Below are 16,655 nucleotides of genomic sequence, written 5' to 3' on the forward strand. Positions count from 1 at the left end.
TAGGCGACAAAGTCGGCGGCAGCGACAAAGTCGCGCAGAGCCGGGCACTTTGGGCATCTATCTCTACACTCCCAAGCCCGGTGCGGCCTTGCCGCTCATCAACGGCAAGTCCAGATACGTCGCGATGCCGGGCGTGGCCGCGCACACCGCGGGTATCGAGTTCACGCAATGCGCGGCCGTGCCGACCACACCGTATTCGGGGCCTTCGCCACCGATCTCGGACTGAAAGCCCTTCACGCTCACCCTGATATCCGGGTTGCCACGGACTTCCATTTCGTAGCGCTGCCCCTCCGGGCCGAATGACCATGCGGGGTCGAGGTTTTCCTCACCCATCAGCCAGTTCACCGTCACTCGGACGACGGGCTCGCCGTCGACGAGCGCCTCCCAGTGGAACTTCCGCGCCGCGACCTGGCCCGGTTGGATGACACCGATCGGCGAGTCAATCGGCGCGGTCGCCACCGCGATCTCCTGGGTGGACCGCACCTTTGGCTCCGCGTTGAAACCCAGCTTGTCCACACACATCTGGACCGACTGGATGAAGCCGCCGTCGAGCAGCTTCTGCATCGGCCCGGAAAGCGCCTTTTCCGGAACCTCACCGAAACCCATGATGTGACGGACCACATCCGGCGCCTCATACGAGCGCAGATCGGAGAACTCCTCGGCACGAACGAATGTGATGCCGGTCGACATGATCGAAAACATCAACGGAAACTTCTCGCTGATGCCGCCTGGCGCCATCCCTGTGCCGTGCAATGTCGCGTTGCCTGCCAGCGCCGCCTCCCGCAGTGACGCACCGTGGCGCTCGCTGGGATAGACCCACCCCACCGGCGTCACCACGTTCTTGCCCGACCGCAGCAGCGCCGCCACCTCGTCGGGATTGGGCAGAAACGGTGCGTAGATCACGGCGTCGGCATCCAGGGCCAGAATCTCCTCGACGCTGTTGGTCGCGGTGACACCGAGAGGTTCACTACCAATCAGCGAGCCGACGTCCTTGCCCGCCTTGTCCTCCGAGTGCACCCAGCAGCCGGCTAATTCCAGGTCAGGGTGCTCGAGCACGCCCTTGATCGCGGCGACCCCGACCCCTCCGGTTGCCCACTGCACGACCCGCAGGCCCATCTCGCCTCCTTGACAGCGGTTGGAAAACTAGAACACGTTCTACTCCGGTCTACACCACAAAATGGCGCCGGCGGGTGACAATTGGCTCGATGACCAAGATCGGGTTCGGCGTGCTGGGACCGTTGCAGGCGACGGTCGACGGCCGGTCTGTGCCGCTGGGCACCCCGAAACAGCGTGCGGTGCTGGCCATGCTGGTGATGAACCGCAATCGTCCGGTCGGGATCGACTCGCTGATCACGGCGGCGTGGGAACAGTGGCCGCCGTCGGAGGCGCGGGCCAGCCTGCACTCCTACATCTCCAATTTGCGCAGGCTGCTCGGCGACTCGCGGTCGATGCTGGAGAACGCCCCGCCGGGGTATCGCCTCACGGTTGACGACACCGCCTGCGATATCGGCCGATTCATTCTCGAGAAGACCGCGGGCGTGCAGGCCGCCGCGGCAGGGCAATTCGAGCAAGCCAGCCGCCACCTGACGACAGCGTTGGCCGAATGGCGCGGACCCGTGCTGGAGGATCTGCGTGACTTCCAGTTCGTCGGAGCGTTTGCGACCGCATTGACCGAGGACAAAGTCGTGGCGCACACCGCGCGTGCGGAAGCCGAAATCGCTTGTGGGCGTGGCTATGCCGTCATCGGCGAGCTCGAGTCGTTGACAGTCGAGCATCCTTACCGCGAACCGCTGTGGGCGCAGCTGATCACCGCGTACTACCTGTCCGACCGGCAGTCGGAGGCACTCGACGCCTTCCAGCGGCTGAAGACCACGCTCGCCGACGACCTCGGGATCGATCCGGGCCCGACGCTGCGCGCGCTGCACGAGCGGATCCTGCGCCAGGAACCACTCGACGTGAAGAAGGCGGCCAAGACCACCGCTGTGCACACGGTCCACAACTTCGGACTACGCACCTCTGTCGACGCCACGCATACGCAGGCAAGTCTGCGATCGGCGGCTGGACACGCCTTTCCGCTGCGGGCCGCTGCCACCCGCATCGGGCGACTGGACGACAACGACATCGTGCTCGACGATACGAAGGTCAGCCGCCATCACGCCGTGATCATCGACACCGGCACGAGCTTTGTGATCACCGACCTGCGCTCGGCCAACGGGGTCGACGTGGGCGGACAGCGTATTCGCGGCACCGCGACCCTGGCCGACGGCGACCGGATCCGCATCTGCGACCACGAGTTCACATTCGAGATCGCGCCGCAGCAGGCATAGTCGCGACGCCAAGAATCCTCCAAGAATCCGCCAAGGCCTTCGTCGGACTCTGATGTCAGCCCGGAAACACCCGGACCGAGACGACATCGCCAAGGAGCCCAATGTTCGCCCCGAACCGCGTCGCCAAGTTCGCCGGCACGGCACTCGTCGCCACTGTTCTTGGACTTGCCGCCGTCGCCACGGCCGGCACCGCCGGTGCGGTCAGCTCGACGGATAACACGTTCCTGACCGAGATCAGCAGCGAGGACATTTCCTACGACACGCCCAAGGCCGCGATCCAGAACGCCCACTACGTTTGCAGCGCGCTCGAGGACGGTGCCAAGCCGGTGGACCTCGGCCAGGAGATCCTGGACAACACGGACCTGACCACCCATCAAGCGGCCGCCTTCGTGGTCATCGCGGTGAACGCCTACTGCCCCGAGTACACCGGCTACTTCAAATAAGCCCTCCCCCATGCGGGGGCCTCGCTGCGGCGGCGAGGCCCCCGCACCCTTTTTTGCGGCGGCCTCCTCGATAGCGCATCTAGACAGTTCGCCCCTCTATGTGTTTCTGTCGATCGCATGGCTAACAAAGTTTTCGTGGTCGGCGTAGGGATGACGAAGTTCGAAAAGCCGGGCCGCCGCGAGGGGTGGGACTACCCCGACATGGCGCGCGAATCCGGCACCAACGCACTCAAGGACGCGGGCATCGACTTCTCCGAAGTCGAGCAGGGCTTCGTCGGTTACGTCGCGGGCGACTCGACGTCGGGTAACCGGGCGCTCTACGAACTCGGCATGACCGGCATCCCGATCGCCAACGTCAACAACAACTGTTCGACCGGTTCGACGGCGTTGTTCCTTGCCGCCCAGACGATCCGGGGCGGGTTGGCCGATTGCGCAATCGCTTTGGGATTCGAGAAGATGCAGCCGGGCCCGCTTCAGGGCGGTGCAGAGGACCGCGAATCTCCGATGGGCAAGCACGTGAAAGCAATGGCTGAGATCGACGAGTTCGCCTTCCCGGTGGCACCGTGGATGTTCGGCGCCGCCGGACGCGAGCACATGCGCCAATACGGCACGACTGCAGAGCATTTCGCGAAGATCGGGTACAAGAACCACAAGCATTCGGTGAACAATCCGTATGCACAGTTCCAGGAGGAGTACTCGCTCGACGATATCCTCGCGGCGAAGATGATCTCCGATCCGTTGACCAAACTGCAGTGCTCACCGACCTCCGACGGTTCGGGCGCGGCGATCGTGGCCAGCGAAGCGTTCGTCGACAAGCACGGGCTGGCAGGCCAGGCGGTGGAGATCGTCGGGCAGGCGATGACCACCGACTTCGATTCCACCTTCGACGGCAGCGCCAAGAACCTGATCGGCTACGACATGAATGTTCAAGCCGCACAGAAGGTTTACCAGCAGTCCGGCCTCGGCCCGTCCGACTTCCAGGTGATCGAACTGCACGACTGCTTCTCTGCCAACGAGCTCTTGCTGTACGAGGCGCTGGGCCTGTGCGGTGAGGGCGAGGCCCCGAAACTGATCGACAACAACGACACCACCTATGGCGGTCGTTGGGTCGTCAATCCGTCCGGCGGGCTGATCTCCAAGGGCCACCCGCTTGGTGCGACGGGACTTGCGCAGTGCGCCGAGTTGACGTGGCAGCTGCGGGGCACGGCCGACAAGCGGCAGGTCGACAACGTCACCGCCGCGCTGCAGCACAACATCGGCCTCGGCGGTGCCGCGGTGGTGACGGCCTACCAGCGCGCCGAGCGGTAGGCACCCCTTCTCGCGGGCAGACGCAAAACTGCCGAAATGTTGCCGAAAAAGGGCAGTTTTGCGTCTGCTCGGCAATGGGAGGAGTATTGGATTGTGCCGACAAAGTTGATGCTCGCCGCCGTGGTTGCGGGTGTGTGTGCAGCGGTCGCGGCCCCCGCGGGCCTCGCATCGGCCGAGGAGACGGCCCAGGAGACGATCAGTCGGCTGCAGAGCGAGGGCTACACCGTCAACATCGACCGCGTCGGCACCGGCCCGCTTGACCAGTGCGTGGTGACGAGTGTCAGGAACCCTCAGCGAGTCACGCAGTGGGTGCCGTACACCGGTCCGGGCAAGGACGGCGACCGCGTGCTTGTGCAAGTGGTTACGAGTCAGACGATTTCGGTGACCCTGAATTGCTCGCGCTGAGCTGACACGATTCACAACGAAAGACCCGACCGGTTGCTCCGGCCGGGTCTTTCATTGTCAGCGCCCTGAGCAGTCCAGCGACACCGTGACGGTACGGTCGACGATCACGGGGACGACGCCGCCGCGCTCATGATCGCCGAGTACAGGGACGAATTCCGTTCTGTTCCTTGGGTTTCGGACGCTGGTGACCACGCAGTCGGAGAGCGGCGCGCTCCCGACGCGGTCAATCTTGACGTCGAAGCCCTGGGCCTGCAACGAGCCGATGGTGACGATTGCGGACTCGGCCGCGAACGCCGAAGGGGCAAGGATCAAACCGCAAGCCGCAGCGGCCAACCCGATCAGTGTGAACAAGATGGCACGCATGGCGAGCCTCCGTATCTTTTCCGTTGGTGGATGTCAGCCGGTTCAACGGGCGGAGGCCGCAGGGGGTTCAAAGGGATTTCAAAAACTTTCCGAACGTCTCAAGGGGTCTCGAGGCAATAGAAAGGCCCGGCCGGAGGGGCTCGGCCGGGCCTTTCCTTCGCGCGCCCTACACCGGCACAGGGATTCGCTCCTGTGGCGGCTCTTCGGCGTGCGGGGCGCGATCGTCATCAACCATGGTGAGCTCGTCGAACGGGTCCTCTCCACCCAGGACGGCGTTCACCTTGTCGCGGTCGATCGTCTTGGTCCACGAGCCGACGAGGACAGTTGCGACGGCATTACCGGAGAAGTTCGTCACGGCCCGGGCTTCGGACATGAACCGGTCGATGCCGACGATCAAGCCGACGCCGTCGAGCAGGTCGGGGCGGTGGGCCTGCAGGCCGCCGGCCAGGGTCGCCAGGCCTGCGCCGGTCACACCGGCAGCGCCCTTGGACGCGACGATCATGAAGACCAGCAGACCGATCTGCTGACCGACGGACATCGGGGCGCCCATCGCGTCTGCGATGAACAGCGACGCCATGGTCAGGTATATCGCGGTGCCGTCCAGGTTGAACGAGTAGCCGGTCGGCACAACGACGCCGACGGTGCTGCGGTCGACACCGAGGTGCTCCATCTTGGCGATCAGCCGCGGCAGTGCCGACTCCGACGACGAGGTCGAGAAGATCAGCAGGTACTCGCGGGCCAGGTAGCGCACCAGCTTGAAGATCGAGACGCCCGACACGACGCGCAGGATGACGCCCAGGACGCCGAACACGAACAGCACGCACGTGATGTAGAAGCCGAGCATCAGCGTCAGCAGCTGGGTCACCGCGGACCAGCCGGTCTGGCCGACGACGTTGGCGATCGCGCCGAACGCACCGATCGGAGCCAGCCACAGGATCATCACGAGAACCTTGAAGACGAGCTTTTGCAGATGCTCGATGCCGCGCAGGATCGGCTCGCCCTGACGACCCATCGCCTGCAGCGCGAAGCCGACGAGCAGCGCGACGAACAGCGCCTGCAGCACGTTGCCTGCCGTCAGCGCGGAGAACAGCGTGTCGGGAATGATGTGCTGGACGAAGTCCATGAGGCCGCCGGACTCGTGAGCCTTCTCGGCCAGCTCGGCGCCCTTGCTCGCGGTCTTCTCGGTGATGTGCATGCCGCTGCCGGGATGGATCAGGTTGCCGACCACCAGGCCGATCGCCAACGCGAACGTCGACATCACCATGAAGTAGACGAACGCAAGACCGCCGACCTTGCCGACAGTCGCGGCTTTGCGCACCGAGCCGATGCCGAGCACGATCGTGCAGAAGATGACCGGCACGATCATCATCTTGATCAGGCTGACGAACATCGTGCCGAGCACGCCGACGCTCTTGCCAACCTCAGGCGCCACCAGACCGACGACGATGCCCGCCAGCACGGCGCCGATGACGGCGATGTAGAGCCAATGGGTGCGATCGCGTCGGCGCGGTGGCTCGGCCACCGGCTGCCTTTCCAAACTCGTGGTCATGGCGTCCCTCCAGGTCGAAATCCAAAGTGGTGTGCATTGGACTCTCGGCTAGAAGGTGAGCCAGGTCACGTTTTAGTTCATTACGTTCAACTGCATCCGCTGCGCAGGCTACGGCCGCGGCACGACGGATAGGCCCGTTGACACCGCTGCGTCATGCAGTTCGATATGGTCGAAGTCGGTGTTTCCGGCGGGAACGGTGAACGGCACGACGACCGTCGCGGACTTCCCCGGCTCGAGCTTGACGCTCGTGGTGCCGGCCTTGGCCGCAGCCGCCTTGTCCGGCATGAACCACTGTTCGCCAACCCACAGCCGCTGGTTGTCGGTCCAGAAAACCACTGGGCGGTTGCCTGCGTTCTTGACGTTCAGGTGGACGTTGACAGAGGTTCCCGCTGAATCGACGGAAGTGACCAGGAACGTCAGATTGCCGTCCCGGCCCTCCTGGTTGAGCTTGACCTGCGACGGGTGTTGAGGCGCCGCCGGCGCTGGACCCGATGGGGCCGAACTCTGCGTCGACTTCGACTTATGAATCACCTTCTGACCGAGTGGTGAAGCCAGCATCAAGGCGACCGCGACGAAGACGGCGCCGGCGACGATGACAAGAGTCTTTCGCCGCGACGACTTGCGCTGCGGCGGGAGCAGCCATTGCTGACCATCCCAGTACGCCTGGCCGGAAACGCCGCGCGGGTCCGGGTACCAGCCTGGCGCCGGCGGAGGTGGCCACATAGGCGCCGATGGTAACCAGGCCGGCCGATTCCTCGCGATCGGCCGATGTCAGGGGCGTCAACAGACAAGATGAACCCGTGAACCGCTCCATTGGCCGCTCGCGGCCGTGGTCTCTGGCGACTCAGGCGATCGCACTTCAGATCCTCGTGATCGCGGTGGTGGTCCTGGCCGGCAGCGCCCTGGCATTGTTCGACGCAGCCCGCGACGGTGACGACGCAGCGCGGCAGCAGGTGCTCGGCATCGCGACGGCACTGGCCGATTCGCCGTCGACGGCGGCCGCAATCCAATCCGGAAGGGCCACAGAGACTTTGCAGCCGGTCACCGAGGCCGTCCGCAAGAACACCGACATCGCGTTCATCACGATCATGGCGCCCGACCGGACGCGCTTCACCCACACCGATCCCACACAGATCGGCGGGAAGTACATCGGCACCATCGAGCCTGCGCTGCGCGGAGAAACGTTCACCGAGGTCTACACCGGCACGCTTGGGCCGTCGATCCGCGCCGTGGCCCCAGTACGCGACGGCAGCGGACACATCGTCGGACTGGTGTCGGCGGGCATCCTGCAGCAGAGCCTGGCCGACCGTTGGCGTTCGCAGGTGCCGACGATCGTCGCCGTCAGCGTCGGCGCGCTCGCCATCGCCCTGGTCGGGGTGTGGGCGATCCGGCGCCGGCTGTTCCGGCAGACGCACGGCCTGCGGCCCGACGAGCTACGCGTGATGTACGAACACCACGACGCGATCCTGCATTCGGTGTCCGAGGGGCTGATCGTGTTGGATCGCAACGGCGTCGCGTTGGCCAACGACGAGGCGCGCAGGCTGCTCGCACTGCCACCCGGACCCGTGGACGGGACGGATCTTCCGCTGTTCCTGCGCACCTATAACCCCGGAGCGCGCGACGAGGTACACGTCACCGACGACCGGGTGCTGGTCGTCAACCGCTCCCCCGTCGAAGACGGGCCGCGCGATGCTGAAGTCGTCACCATCCGCGACCGCACCGAATTACAAGGCGCGCTAGGCGAACTCAGCTCCCTGAAGGTGCTCACCGACTCCCTGCGCTCGCAAGCGCATGAGGCGGCCAACAAGCTGCACACCATCGTCACGATGGTCGAGATGGGCCGCGCCGACGAGGCCGTCAGATTCGCCACCAACGAGTTGGAGCTGTCCCAGCAACTCGTCGACCGGCTCTCCAGCGCCGTCGGAGAACCCGCACTGGTCGCGTTGTTGCTCGGCAAGACCGCCCAGGCCGACGAACGCGGCATCGAGTTGACCGTCACCGAGGAAACGCACCTGCCTTCCAACGCCGACGATCTCGCGCTGTCCGGTCAGGAGATGGTCACGGTGCTCGGCAACCTGATCGACAACGCGATGGACGCCTGCGACCGCGACGACCCGTGGATCGAGGTGACCGTCGCCCAGGACAACGGCACGCTGCTGATCCGAGTGGCCGACAGCGGCCCCGGCATGGACGCCGCGACATTCGAAAAAGCCATGCAGCGCGGCTATTCGACGAAAGCGGGTTCCGACGCCGAACAACACGGCCTTGGCCTGGCCTTGGTTGCGCAGGTCGTGAAGCGACACCACGGTACGCTGACCGCCGATGTGACCTACGGTTCGGTCGTGACAGTGACGGTGAAGTCGTGATCCGCGTGTTGATCGTCGAGGACGAGCCGCTGATCGCCGAGGCCCATCGCACATATCTGGGTCGCCTGCAGGGTTTCTCGGTGGCCGCCGTCGCGCACACCGCCCGCGACGCGATGCGCGCCGCGTCGGAGGCGCTTGCCGCTGAAACGCCAATCGATTTGGTATTGCTCGACATTGGACTGCCCGATGCCAACGGCATCGCGCTGGCGTCCGGTCTGTCGGGCCTGCGCCCAGCACCCGACATCATCACGATCACGTCTGAGCGTGACCTGGAGATGGTCCGCGCCGCGGTCGGCCACGGCGCGCTGGCGTATCTGCTCAAGCCGTTCACGTTCGCGGCGTTTCGCGACCGCCTTGAGCGCTACCAGCGCTACCGCGAGGCACTGCCCGCAGGCACCGATGCGGCCAGCCAGGCCGAGGTCGATCGCGCGCTTGCCGAATTGCGGGTCGGCTCAGACAGATCCGCCGCACCCAAGGGCGCAGCACCCGGTACCAACGACGAGATCGCGCGTGCGGTCCGGGATTCCGTCGACGGCATCACCGCCGACGAGGTCGCCAAGCAGATCGGTGTGTCACGCGTGACGGCCTGGCGGTATCTCGAGCGTCTCGCCGACGAGGGCACGGTCACGCGGCAGACCGACTACGGCAAGGCAGGCCGGCCTAAGACCCGCTACACCTGGCGCTAGCCCGTCACCCCTCTACCCCTTTACCCCTCTACCGCGAGCGTGCGTGTCTGCACGCCGACACGCCGGACGATGCGGGCATTTCGCGCACGCTCGCCCCGGTGCGAGCGTGCAATGAGCGCCGCCGCGGCCAGAATCGCCGCGCCACCGAACGCCTGCGCTGGCGTAATACCCTCGCCCAGAGCTATCCCCGCGAGCATTACCGTCGACGCCGCCTCCAGCGTCGAGACGACGGCCGTGTGGCTTGCGCCGATCCGGGCCAGCGCCGCGAACGTCAACGCGAACGCGGCCGCCGTCACCGCGCCATAGCCGACGATCTGTAACAGATGACCCGTCGGCACCCGCAACGTGCCACCGACGGCACCCCGCGTCAGCGACGCCGCCGCCGCACCTGTCGCGACCCAGCATGCCGCGGTCATCGCGTCGGTCTGCCGTCGGACATCGCGCCCGACAACCAGATACAACCCGTAGGCAGTCGCCGCCACGAGCGCGAGGACGATGCCCGCCGGCGAGATCGACACGTCGCGGCCGACCGCGACCACGCTCGCTGTACCGGCGACGGACAACCCCAATGCCATCGCTGTTGTCTTGGTGAGTTGTTCTCTGCCCCGGGCGAATTCGATCACCGTGACGATCGCGGGATACGCGTAGAACAACAGGATGCAGGCGGAAGCGGTGCCATGGCCGAGTGACAGGTAGAACAGCGTCGACTCCAGCGTGTAGCCGATCGCGCCGAGCAGCACAATCGGTAGCCACTCGCCCGCGGCCGGCCGCATCGACACATGACGCAGCCGCATCAACGCCGCCAGAATGACCGCAGCGATCGAAAACCGAATGCCCAGCGCGGTCGCCGAGTCAACGCCGGCACCCGCCAACGACCGACCGATGACCGTGGCGATGCCGTAGGCCACCGCTCCGACCGCGGCCAGGCCAACTCCCACCACGCCGATGTGGTCAGGCCGCGGCGCGCTCATCGATCACGTCCGCGAGGGCAGCAGCGAACCGCTCTCGCTCGTCATGACGGGGTGCGACGACGCGCAACGCGTCGGGCCGAACCCCATGGGCGGCGCCCAGCACGCGCACACCGATCCCGTGTCTGCTAAATATCTCAGCCACCTCTGCGGAGCGTTCGCAGAATGCGTATTGGAAGTGCACGTTTTTGTTGGCACACAGCTCGAGGCCGCTGACACCGCACAAGGTCTCGGCGAGCCACGCGTTGTCGGTGTGCATCTGCGCTCTGCTGCGATCCGACCAGTCGAGATCCCGCACCGCCGCACAGGCGACGCGGACGTCGACACCGGATAATCCCCAGTTCTCCTGCTGCCCGAAAAGACTTGCCAGGGGGGCGGATTCAGCGCACCACGCGATCCCCGTACGCGTGGCGGCGATGCCGTAAAACTTTGTCGTTGAGCGCAGCACCACGACGTTGGGCACCTCGCAACCGAGCACCGACCAGCCTGCGGGATCCGGTGTGAAGTCGATGTAGGACTCGTCGACCACCAGCACTGCGGCGGGATGCGCGGCAGCGACGGCGATGAGCCCTTCGGAATCGAGATGCGTGCCGGTTGGGTTGTGGGGATTCGAAATGATCACGGCGCCAGCGGCGTTCAGCGCCTCATCGATCAATTCCAGCGACGGGATCTGCGTCGCAAAAGGATTGAATCCGCGGCCGGGAAACGCCTTCAGGTAATCGGTATATGCCGGCATCGGCACCTGCACCGAGGCGTGGTCGAGCTCGCGGCTCATCGCCCAGATGAACTCGCTGGCACCGCGGCCCGCAATCATCTCGCCGTGCAACACCCCGGTTGATTCGCGGTACAAGTCGATCAGCTGCGGCGCCGCCTCGTACGGATGCATCACGATGTCGGCCGGCTCGAAACCACGCAGCGCGGCGATTGCAGCGGGCGCAGGCCCGTAACGGTTTACGCAGGTGCTGAGGTCCATATCGACCCCGCGGCTTGGATCGCCGCCCTGCGCACCAAAGTCAATTGCGGGCCCGGGCATGGTGTCCTCCTGGTCTGAGCACGTGTAAAAACCGTGCTTTGAACCGTAGGAAGGTCTGCCATGCCGGCTACGCGTAGTTCACTACGCGTTTTCCCACGCGCAACCACTCAGGCGGTGACGGGCTCCAGTTCGCGCGCAGGCACGCCGATCGGCTCAGTGGCCACCAGCTGCGAATAGAACATCGGCAAAGTCGACGCGACGGTGAAGACACCGACGTAGCCGTCGTAGTCGGCGACGACGAGCCGGCCACCGTCGGAAGTCATTGCGACACAAGAAGGCCGGGCATCGATGGAGATCTTGGTAACCACTCGGTGGGTCAGCGTGCACACCACCGCGACATGGTCGTAGTCGACGATGTACGCGCGGGTCTTGTCGGGGCTGAGCGCCATCTGCGTCGGGGCGCCGATACCGAGCTCGATGGTGTCCGTGATCCGATTGGCCGCCATGTCGATGACGCTGACGGCTCCCCCGCGCTCACGGTCCGACGTCAGCACGTATGCGGTGCCGTCGGCGAAAGCGACGTCGCGGATCGGCGAGCCGACCCACACTTTGCGATCCACGCGGGTGGTCTCGGCGTCGACGACTACGAGTTGGCTGCCGCGGACATCGGTGGTCGCGACATACAGACGCTTGCCGGTCGGGTCGACGGTGATGGCGTCGATGCCGATGCCGGCGCCGGACGCGATGTCGATGGTGCCGACGCGGTCAGCGGTGGTGTCGATGACCGCGACGTCGACGTGGCTGTCACCGGTGCGGCCCGCATAGACGCGCTTGCCGTCCGGGCTGATGGCCAGCGCGGTGACACCGAAGGCCAGCGGGTAGTTCGCGATGACTGTCCTGGTGGTGGTGTCGACCACCGCTACAGAGTCATAGGTCGCCGACGTGGTGCTCACATAGGCGCGGTCACCCGAGATGACGACCGCGACCGGCTCGCCGGGGACGCCGATGGTCTGCTCGAGGACGAGTCCATCGGGATTGATGAACGAGATGCTGTCGTGGCCGTGATTGGCGGCGACGACGACGTCGCCCGCAGCGATGTCGCCGATCGGCCCCCGCCGCACCGCGACGCTGCCCACGATGGCGACGTCCGGATCAACGTGCGCCTCGTTATTCACATGCGAATCAGTAGTGCTCTCAGGCAACAAAAAGTTAGCCATATTCAATCGGTACCTCCGCCGGTATGGGCGTGCACCGGCCCTAGATTGCAGGTCATCTGCGCCTGTTCGGCGCGATCTGCGTCGAGTCTAGCGACGAAATAGCGTGTTACGAGCGGGTGACATGGCCAATCGGCCGAAATTGCGCGGAAGCTCTCAGGCGCCGCTTAAGAAACTCTTCGTTATGCAGTTGTTATATTCAGCTGGCAATCCGATTTGCCGGGTTTAGCTGGTCATACGACCTCCTGGCAACCTTTGGATTATCGAAAGTTTGCGGCTTACAGATAACGACTTCTTATGTTTCTGAGCGAAAATGAGCGGCAGATCACACCCGACACGACAGCAAACTTCTCGACACCTGTCACCTGCCGGGCACGTTGGCGGGACGCCTGATGCGTGGGTGCGTCGGGAAACAAAAGACAGACCTTGCCGTGTTAGCTGGATCACAGAAGTTCATTTGCCGTTCAGCCGACACAGCCTGTTGAGCGCCGCGAGTCCCTGCGGCGTGCCCGGCCAGTGCTTGGCCAACGCGTCGGGCCCCGCGCTGCGCGTCGTCGAGCGCAACACCAGCGCGACGATGATCGCGTCGTCGGCGTAACCGAGCACCGGAACGAAGTCCGGAATGAGGTCGAATGGCAGCGCGAGGTAGCCGAGCAGCAGCAACAGCCTGATCCGGACGCCACGCGGCGTTGCCGGGTCCGCGGCCAACCGCTTGATCAGACGAATCACGTCGGGCAGCAGGCGCAGCGTTTCCTTGAGGTCATGATCGCCGGGTTTGGTCAGCCACAGCACCGTCGCAAGGGCGGCCCACAGCAGCACGAGGCCACAGGCGATGCCGAGCGGGATCGTCCACCAGTCGTGCGACACGACTCAATGATCGGCCTAAGGGCCGCCCGTCGAACCCGTCGCAATGATCTGCACGGCGCGGTCGACGCCGTTGACCCCGTTGAAATCGGGCCAGTCGCCGTAGTGGATGTGAGGATTTCGGATCAGGAAGTCGCCGACGACGATCGAAGTTCTGATCAGTTTCGCGATGGTCTCCGGGGTATTCGCGAGGTTGAGCAGGGCAAGGAATTCGTTGCTCTGGATCAAGGTGAAGATCTTCAGAGCGAACGGCAACTCGAGTTCCAGCGGCGTCAGGGCCTCGTAGCCGAGATGCAGCAGCGTGTCGCCGGTGGTCGTGGCGTACATGTCGCCGTTCAGGACGAAATCGTATGTGCGCGAGCGGAACTGGTCAGGTGTGTAGATGCCGGAGATGCCGGCCCCCGGCGGGTTGTTGCCGAGCAGCGTTGGCCCGGGCGGACGGCATGGGCTGCCGAACGTGATCACCTTCAGCAGATCACCGGCGCGGTGCGCCAGGGGTTGGCCGGGCAGCATCAGTCGCAGCGTTCGCACCACCACCTCGGCGCCCTGGCTGTACCCGCAGAGGTAGAACTGTCCGGCATTCATCAGGATCAGCCGCATCAACTCCGCGACGCCCTCCGCCACGGATTCGTTGTAGCTCAAGAACGGATTCGGATACAGGAAACCCGCCGCGGGGTAGCCAACTGGCTGGTTGCGGACCCGGCCCATCTGCTCCAGGCGCCAGCCCACGTCGAACGGGGGCCCCTGAAACGGCGTGGCCCAGGTGCCGGAGGCGCAGTAGAAGAACGGCAGATTGGTGGGCAGTGGCGGAGGCTGATCGAAGTTCAGCCCAAGGCGTCCCAGCGTCTGCGGTCCGGCGATGCCGTCGACCACCAGGCCCGCCCGGCGCTGGAATTCGCGGACCACTGCCGTGGTGCGCGGCCCGTAGATTCCGTCGACGACGAGGTTGGAGTACAGCGGGTAGTCGCGGTTCAGCCGAGCCTGCAACAGCCGGACAAGATCGTTACTGTCACCTGGTCGCAATACAACTGCCATGCCTCGACGCTACGCCGAATTCCATTCAGCCGTAACGGAATTGGCGGCTCGCCGACCGAGCAACGTCACGCGCCGTCATGCAATGGCGTTACCGTCGGAGTTTGGGTATTACGACTTGGGGCGGCGAAGCGCGCCGACTGCGACCACGATGCCGATCACCGCGACAATCGGACCGATGATGGACCAGGTCGTCGTGTTGCTCATCGGGCTTCCGCCGACGACGCCGAAGCCCTGCAGGGCCCACAGCAGGCCGAACAAGAAAACGACCACTCCAACAACCGCGATGGCGATGCGCATCCATTCACTGTAGGCGCGACTTTGGCCATGATGGAGAGGTGAGCACTACATCTCAGCAGCCGACAACCGACTATCCCCAGATGGCCGCGGTCCGCGGCCGAATTGAGCCGGCCCCACGCCGAGTCCGTGGCTTCCTCGGCGACCACTTGGTCTTTGACACGACCTCGGCGCGCTACGTCTGGGAAGTGCCGTACTACCCGCAGTACTACATCCCGCTCGCCGACGTTCGTCGCGAGTTTCTGAAAGACGAGAACCATCCGCAGAAGGTGCAGATGGGTCCGTCGCGGACCTTCGCATTGGTCGGCGGCGGCCAGACGTACGACTCGGCCGCGCGGGTCTTCGATGAGGGCGAGGGTCCCGTCGCCGGCCTGGTGCGTTTCGAATGGGATCGGCTGGCGTGGTTCGAGGAGGACGAGCCTATCTGGGGTCATCCCCGCAATCCGTATGCCCGGGTTGACGCGCTGCGCTCGCACCGTCACGTCATCGTGGAGCTGGACGGCGTGGTGCTGGCCGACACGCACAGCCCGGTACTGTTGTTCGAAACCGGTTTGCCGACAAGGTATTACATCGACAGGACCGACGTGGCATTCGAGCATTTGGAGCCGTCTGATACGCAGACGCTGTGCCCGTACAAGGGCGTCACGTCCGGTTACTGGTCGGTGCGGGTGGGCGACGCCGTCCATCCCGACCTGGCGTGGACGTACCACTATCCCCTACCGGCGGTCGCCCCGATCACAGGAATGGTCGCGTTCTACAACGAGAAGCTCGACCTCACGGTCGACGGTGTGAAGCTCGCTCGCCCGCAGACGCAGTTCGGTTAGCCAGGCGGTGGTTGGGTGCCGATGATCCGCACCAGATCAGGCTTCATCGCCTGTAGCTGCGATCCCCAGTAGCCCCAGCTGTGCGTGCCGTCGGCGGGGAAGTTGAACACCGCGTTGTGACCGCCGGCCGCGACGTACTTCTGCTGGAACTCCTTGTTCGTCGACAGCGTGATGTTCTCCAGCACCTGGGCGCTGTATTGGTTGCCGAGGTTCGCGCCGTCGTCGAGCTCGCCGGTGACGCCGTTGCCGCAGTAGATCCATAGCGCGGTGTTATTGGCCGCCAACGTGCTGATGTTGACCATCGGGTCGTTACGGCGCCAAGCGATGTCAGACGTCGGCCCCCACATGTTCGTGGCGCTGTATCCGCCCGCATCCTTCATCGAGACGCCGATCAGCGTGGGCCACAAGCCCATTGACGGATTGAGGTATCCGGACAATGAGCTGGCGAAGATGAACTGCGTCGGATGCCAGATGGCCAGAGTCAACGCCGCACTGCCCGACATAGACAGTCCGACAACGGCATTGCCCGTCGGCGCCTGCGCCTTGTTCGCGGCGAGCCACGCGGGTAGCTCTTGCGTCAGGAAGGTCTCCCATTTGTACGTCAGGGTTCCTGAACTGCCCGTCGCAGGCTGGTACCAGTCGGTGTAGAAACTGGATTGTCCGCCGACGGGCATGATGACCGAGATGCCCGACTGGTAGAACCACTCGAACGCCGCGGTGTTGATGTCCCAGCCGTTGGCGTCGTCCTGGGCGCGAAGTCCGTCGAGCAGAAGCACAGAGTGCGGACCGCCGCCCTGAAACTGCACCTTGATGTCGCGCCCCATCGACGGCGACGGCACCTCGAGGGTCTCCACGGGCAGACCGTTGCGTGAATACGCTGCCGCCGTCGGCGATTCAACCGCGATCGCGGTGAGCACCGCCAGCAACACCACGCAGATTCTGCCGATCATCAGCCTCACGCGGGCAACCTAGCAGCGCGACGGCGGCAATCTTCGCACGGCGCGCACCGTTGACCAGCTTGTTACCAAATCTTGCG

18 protein-coding genes are annotated in these 16,655 nt (G+C 64.8%); 7 read left to right on the forward strand and 11 right to left on the reverse strand.

The window, feature by feature from the left end; translation table 11 throughout:
- Nucleotides 1-63 precede the first annotated feature (63 nt).
- Complete coding sequence (locus J3E61_RS02105; protein ID WP_210082435.1) at nt 64-1,116, reverse strand: dihydrodipicolinate reductase; 1,053 nt, start codon at nt 1,114-1,116, stop codon at nt 64-66.
- An 89-nt stretch (nt 1,117-1,205) separates the two neighbouring features.
- Here J3E61_RS02105 and J3E61_RS02110 point away from each other — a divergent pair, with 89 nt between their 5' ends.
- The 4 genes from J3E61_RS02110 to J3E61_RS02125 all read left to right on the forward strand — a co-directional run bounded on the left by J3E61_RS02110 (nt 1,206) and on the right by J3E61_RS02125 (nt 4,483).
- Nucleotides 1,206-2,327, forward strand: coding sequence for an FHA domain-containing protein (locus J3E61_RS02110; RefSeq protein WP_192726890.1), 1,122 nt, complete (start codon nt 1,206-1,208; stop codon nt 2,325-2,327).
- A 101-nt stretch (nt 2,328-2,428) separates the two neighbouring features.
- Nucleotides 2,429-2,770, forward strand: a complete 342-nt coding sequence (locus J3E61_RS02115) for a DUF732 domain-containing protein (RefSeq protein WP_192726891.1) — start codon at nt 2,429-2,431, stop codon at nt 2,768-2,770.
- A gap of 117 nt (nt 2,771-2,887) precedes the next feature.
- Nucleotides 2,888-4,078 (forward strand): lipid-transfer protein, encoded by a 1,191-nt coding sequence (locus tag J3E61_RS02120; RefSeq protein WP_210082436.1) that lies wholly within the window; start codon nt 2,888-2,890, stop codon nt 4,076-4,078.
- Nucleotides 4,079-4,186: 108 nt separating this feature from the next.
- Nucleotides 4,187-4,483 carry a hypothetical protein gene (locus J3E61_RS02125; protein WP_192727019.1) on the forward strand — a complete coding sequence of 99 codons (297 nt, stop codon included), beginning with the start codon at nt 4,187-4,189 and terminating at the stop codon, nt 4,481-4,483.
- 57 nt (nt 4,484-4,540) lie between these two features.
- Here the strand turns inward: J3E61_RS02125 and J3E61_RS02130 are convergent, their stop codons facing one another.
- From J3E61_RS02130 to J3E61_RS02140, 3 genes are all read right to left on the reverse strand, one after another.
- Complete coding sequence (locus J3E61_RS02130) at nt 4,541-4,846, reverse strand: hypothetical protein (protein WP_192726893.1); 306 nt, start codon at nt 4,844-4,846, stop codon at nt 4,541-4,543.
- Between the two features lie 166 nt (nt 4,847-5,012).
- Nucleotides 5,013-6,395 (reverse strand): cation:dicarboxylase symporter family transporter, encoded by a 1,383-nt coding sequence (locus J3E61_RS02135; RefSeq protein WP_192726894.1) that lies wholly within the window; start codon nt 6,393-6,395, stop codon nt 5,013-5,015.
- Nucleotides 6,396-6,503: 108 nt separating this feature from the next.
- Nucleotides 6,504-7,118 carry a DUF4352 domain-containing protein gene (locus J3E61_RS02140; RefSeq protein ID WP_210085389.1) on the reverse strand — a complete coding sequence of 205 codons (615 nt, stop codon included), beginning with the start codon at nt 7,116-7,118 and terminating at the stop codon, nt 6,504-6,506.
- A gap of 89 nt (nt 7,119-7,207) precedes the next feature.
- Here J3E61_RS02140 and J3E61_RS02145 point away from each other — a divergent pair, with 89 nt between their 5' ends.
- Complete coding sequence (locus tag J3E61_RS02145; RefSeq protein WP_210085390.1) at nt 7,208-8,761, forward strand: sensor histidine kinase; 1,554 nt, start codon at nt 7,208-7,210, stop codon at nt 8,759-8,761.
- On the forward strand, nt 8,758-9,447 hold the full coding sequence (locus J3E61_RS02150; RefSeq protein WP_210082437.1) for a response regulator: 690 nt from the start codon (nt 8,758-8,760) through the stop codon (nt 9,445-9,447). Before J3E61_RS02145 ends, J3E61_RS02150 begins: the two co-directional genes overlap by 4 nt.
- 20 nt (nt 9,448-9,467) lie before the next feature.
- Here J3E61_RS02150 and J3E61_RS02155 read toward each other — a convergent pair whose 3' ends face one another.
- The 6 genes from J3E61_RS02155 to J3E61_RS02180 all read right to left on the reverse strand — a co-directional run bounded on the left by J3E61_RS02155 (nt 9,468) and on the right by J3E61_RS02180 (nt 14,798).
- Nucleotides 9,468-10,418 (reverse strand): DMT family transporter, encoded by a 951-nt coding sequence (locus J3E61_RS02155; protein ID WP_210082438.1) that lies wholly within the window; start codon nt 10,416-10,418, stop codon nt 9,468-9,470.
- On the reverse strand, nt 10,399-11,448 hold the full coding sequence (locus J3E61_RS02160; RefSeq protein ID WP_210082439.1) for an aminotransferase class I/II-fold pyridoxal phosphate-dependent enzyme: 1,050 nt from the start codon (nt 11,446-11,448) through the stop codon (nt 10,399-10,401). The genes J3E61_RS02155 and J3E61_RS02160 overlap by 20 nt, the downstream gene beginning before the upstream one ends.
- 107 nt (nt 11,449-11,555) lie before the next feature.
- On the reverse strand, nt 11,556-12,611 hold the full coding sequence (locus tag J3E61_RS02165; protein WP_210082440.1) for a hypothetical protein: 1,056 nt from the start codon (nt 12,609-12,611) through the stop codon (nt 11,556-11,558).
- A 444-nt stretch (nt 12,612-13,055) separates the two neighbouring features.
- On the reverse strand, nt 13,056-13,469 hold the full coding sequence (locus J3E61_RS02170) for a DUF1232 domain-containing protein (RefSeq protein WP_210082441.1): 414 nt from the start codon (nt 13,467-13,469) through the stop codon (nt 13,056-13,058).
- 15 nt (nt 13,470-13,484) lie between these two features.
- Complete coding sequence (locus tag J3E61_RS02175; protein ID WP_210082442.1) at nt 13,485-14,501, reverse strand: peptidoglycan-binding protein; 1,017 nt, start codon at nt 14,499-14,501, stop codon at nt 13,485-13,487.
- A 108-nt stretch (nt 14,502-14,609) separates the two neighbouring features.
- On the reverse strand, nt 14,610-14,798 hold the full coding sequence (locus tag J3E61_RS02180; protein WP_192726901.1) for a hypothetical protein: 189 nt from the start codon (nt 14,796-14,798) through the stop codon (nt 14,610-14,612).
- Nucleotides 14,799-14,878: 80 nt separating this feature from the next.
- Here J3E61_RS02180 and J3E61_RS02185 point away from each other — a divergent pair, with 80 nt between their 5' ends.
- The gene (locus J3E61_RS02185) at nt 14,879-15,619 is read left to right on the forward strand and encodes a DUF427 domain-containing protein (RefSeq protein ID WP_210085391.1); all 741 of its coding nucleotides are present in this window, start codon (nt 14,879-14,881) and stop codon (nt 15,617-15,619) included.
- Here J3E61_RS02185 and J3E61_RS02190 read toward each other — a convergent pair.
- Complete coding sequence (locus tag J3E61_RS02190; protein WP_210085392.1) at nt 15,616-16,569, reverse strand: esterase family protein; 954 nt, start codon at nt 16,567-16,569, stop codon at nt 15,616-15,618. The two genes, J3E61_RS02185 and J3E61_RS02190, sit on opposite strands and share 4 nt — an antisense overlap.
- Nucleotides 16,570-16,655 lie beyond the last annotated feature (86 nt).

Origin of the sequence: Mycobacterium sp. OAE908 (assembly GCF_017872775.1) — a bacterium.
In the GTDB taxonomy this organism is placed as follows: domain Bacteria; phylum Actinomycetota; class Actinomycetes; order Mycobacteriales; family Mycobacteriaceae; genus Mycobacterium.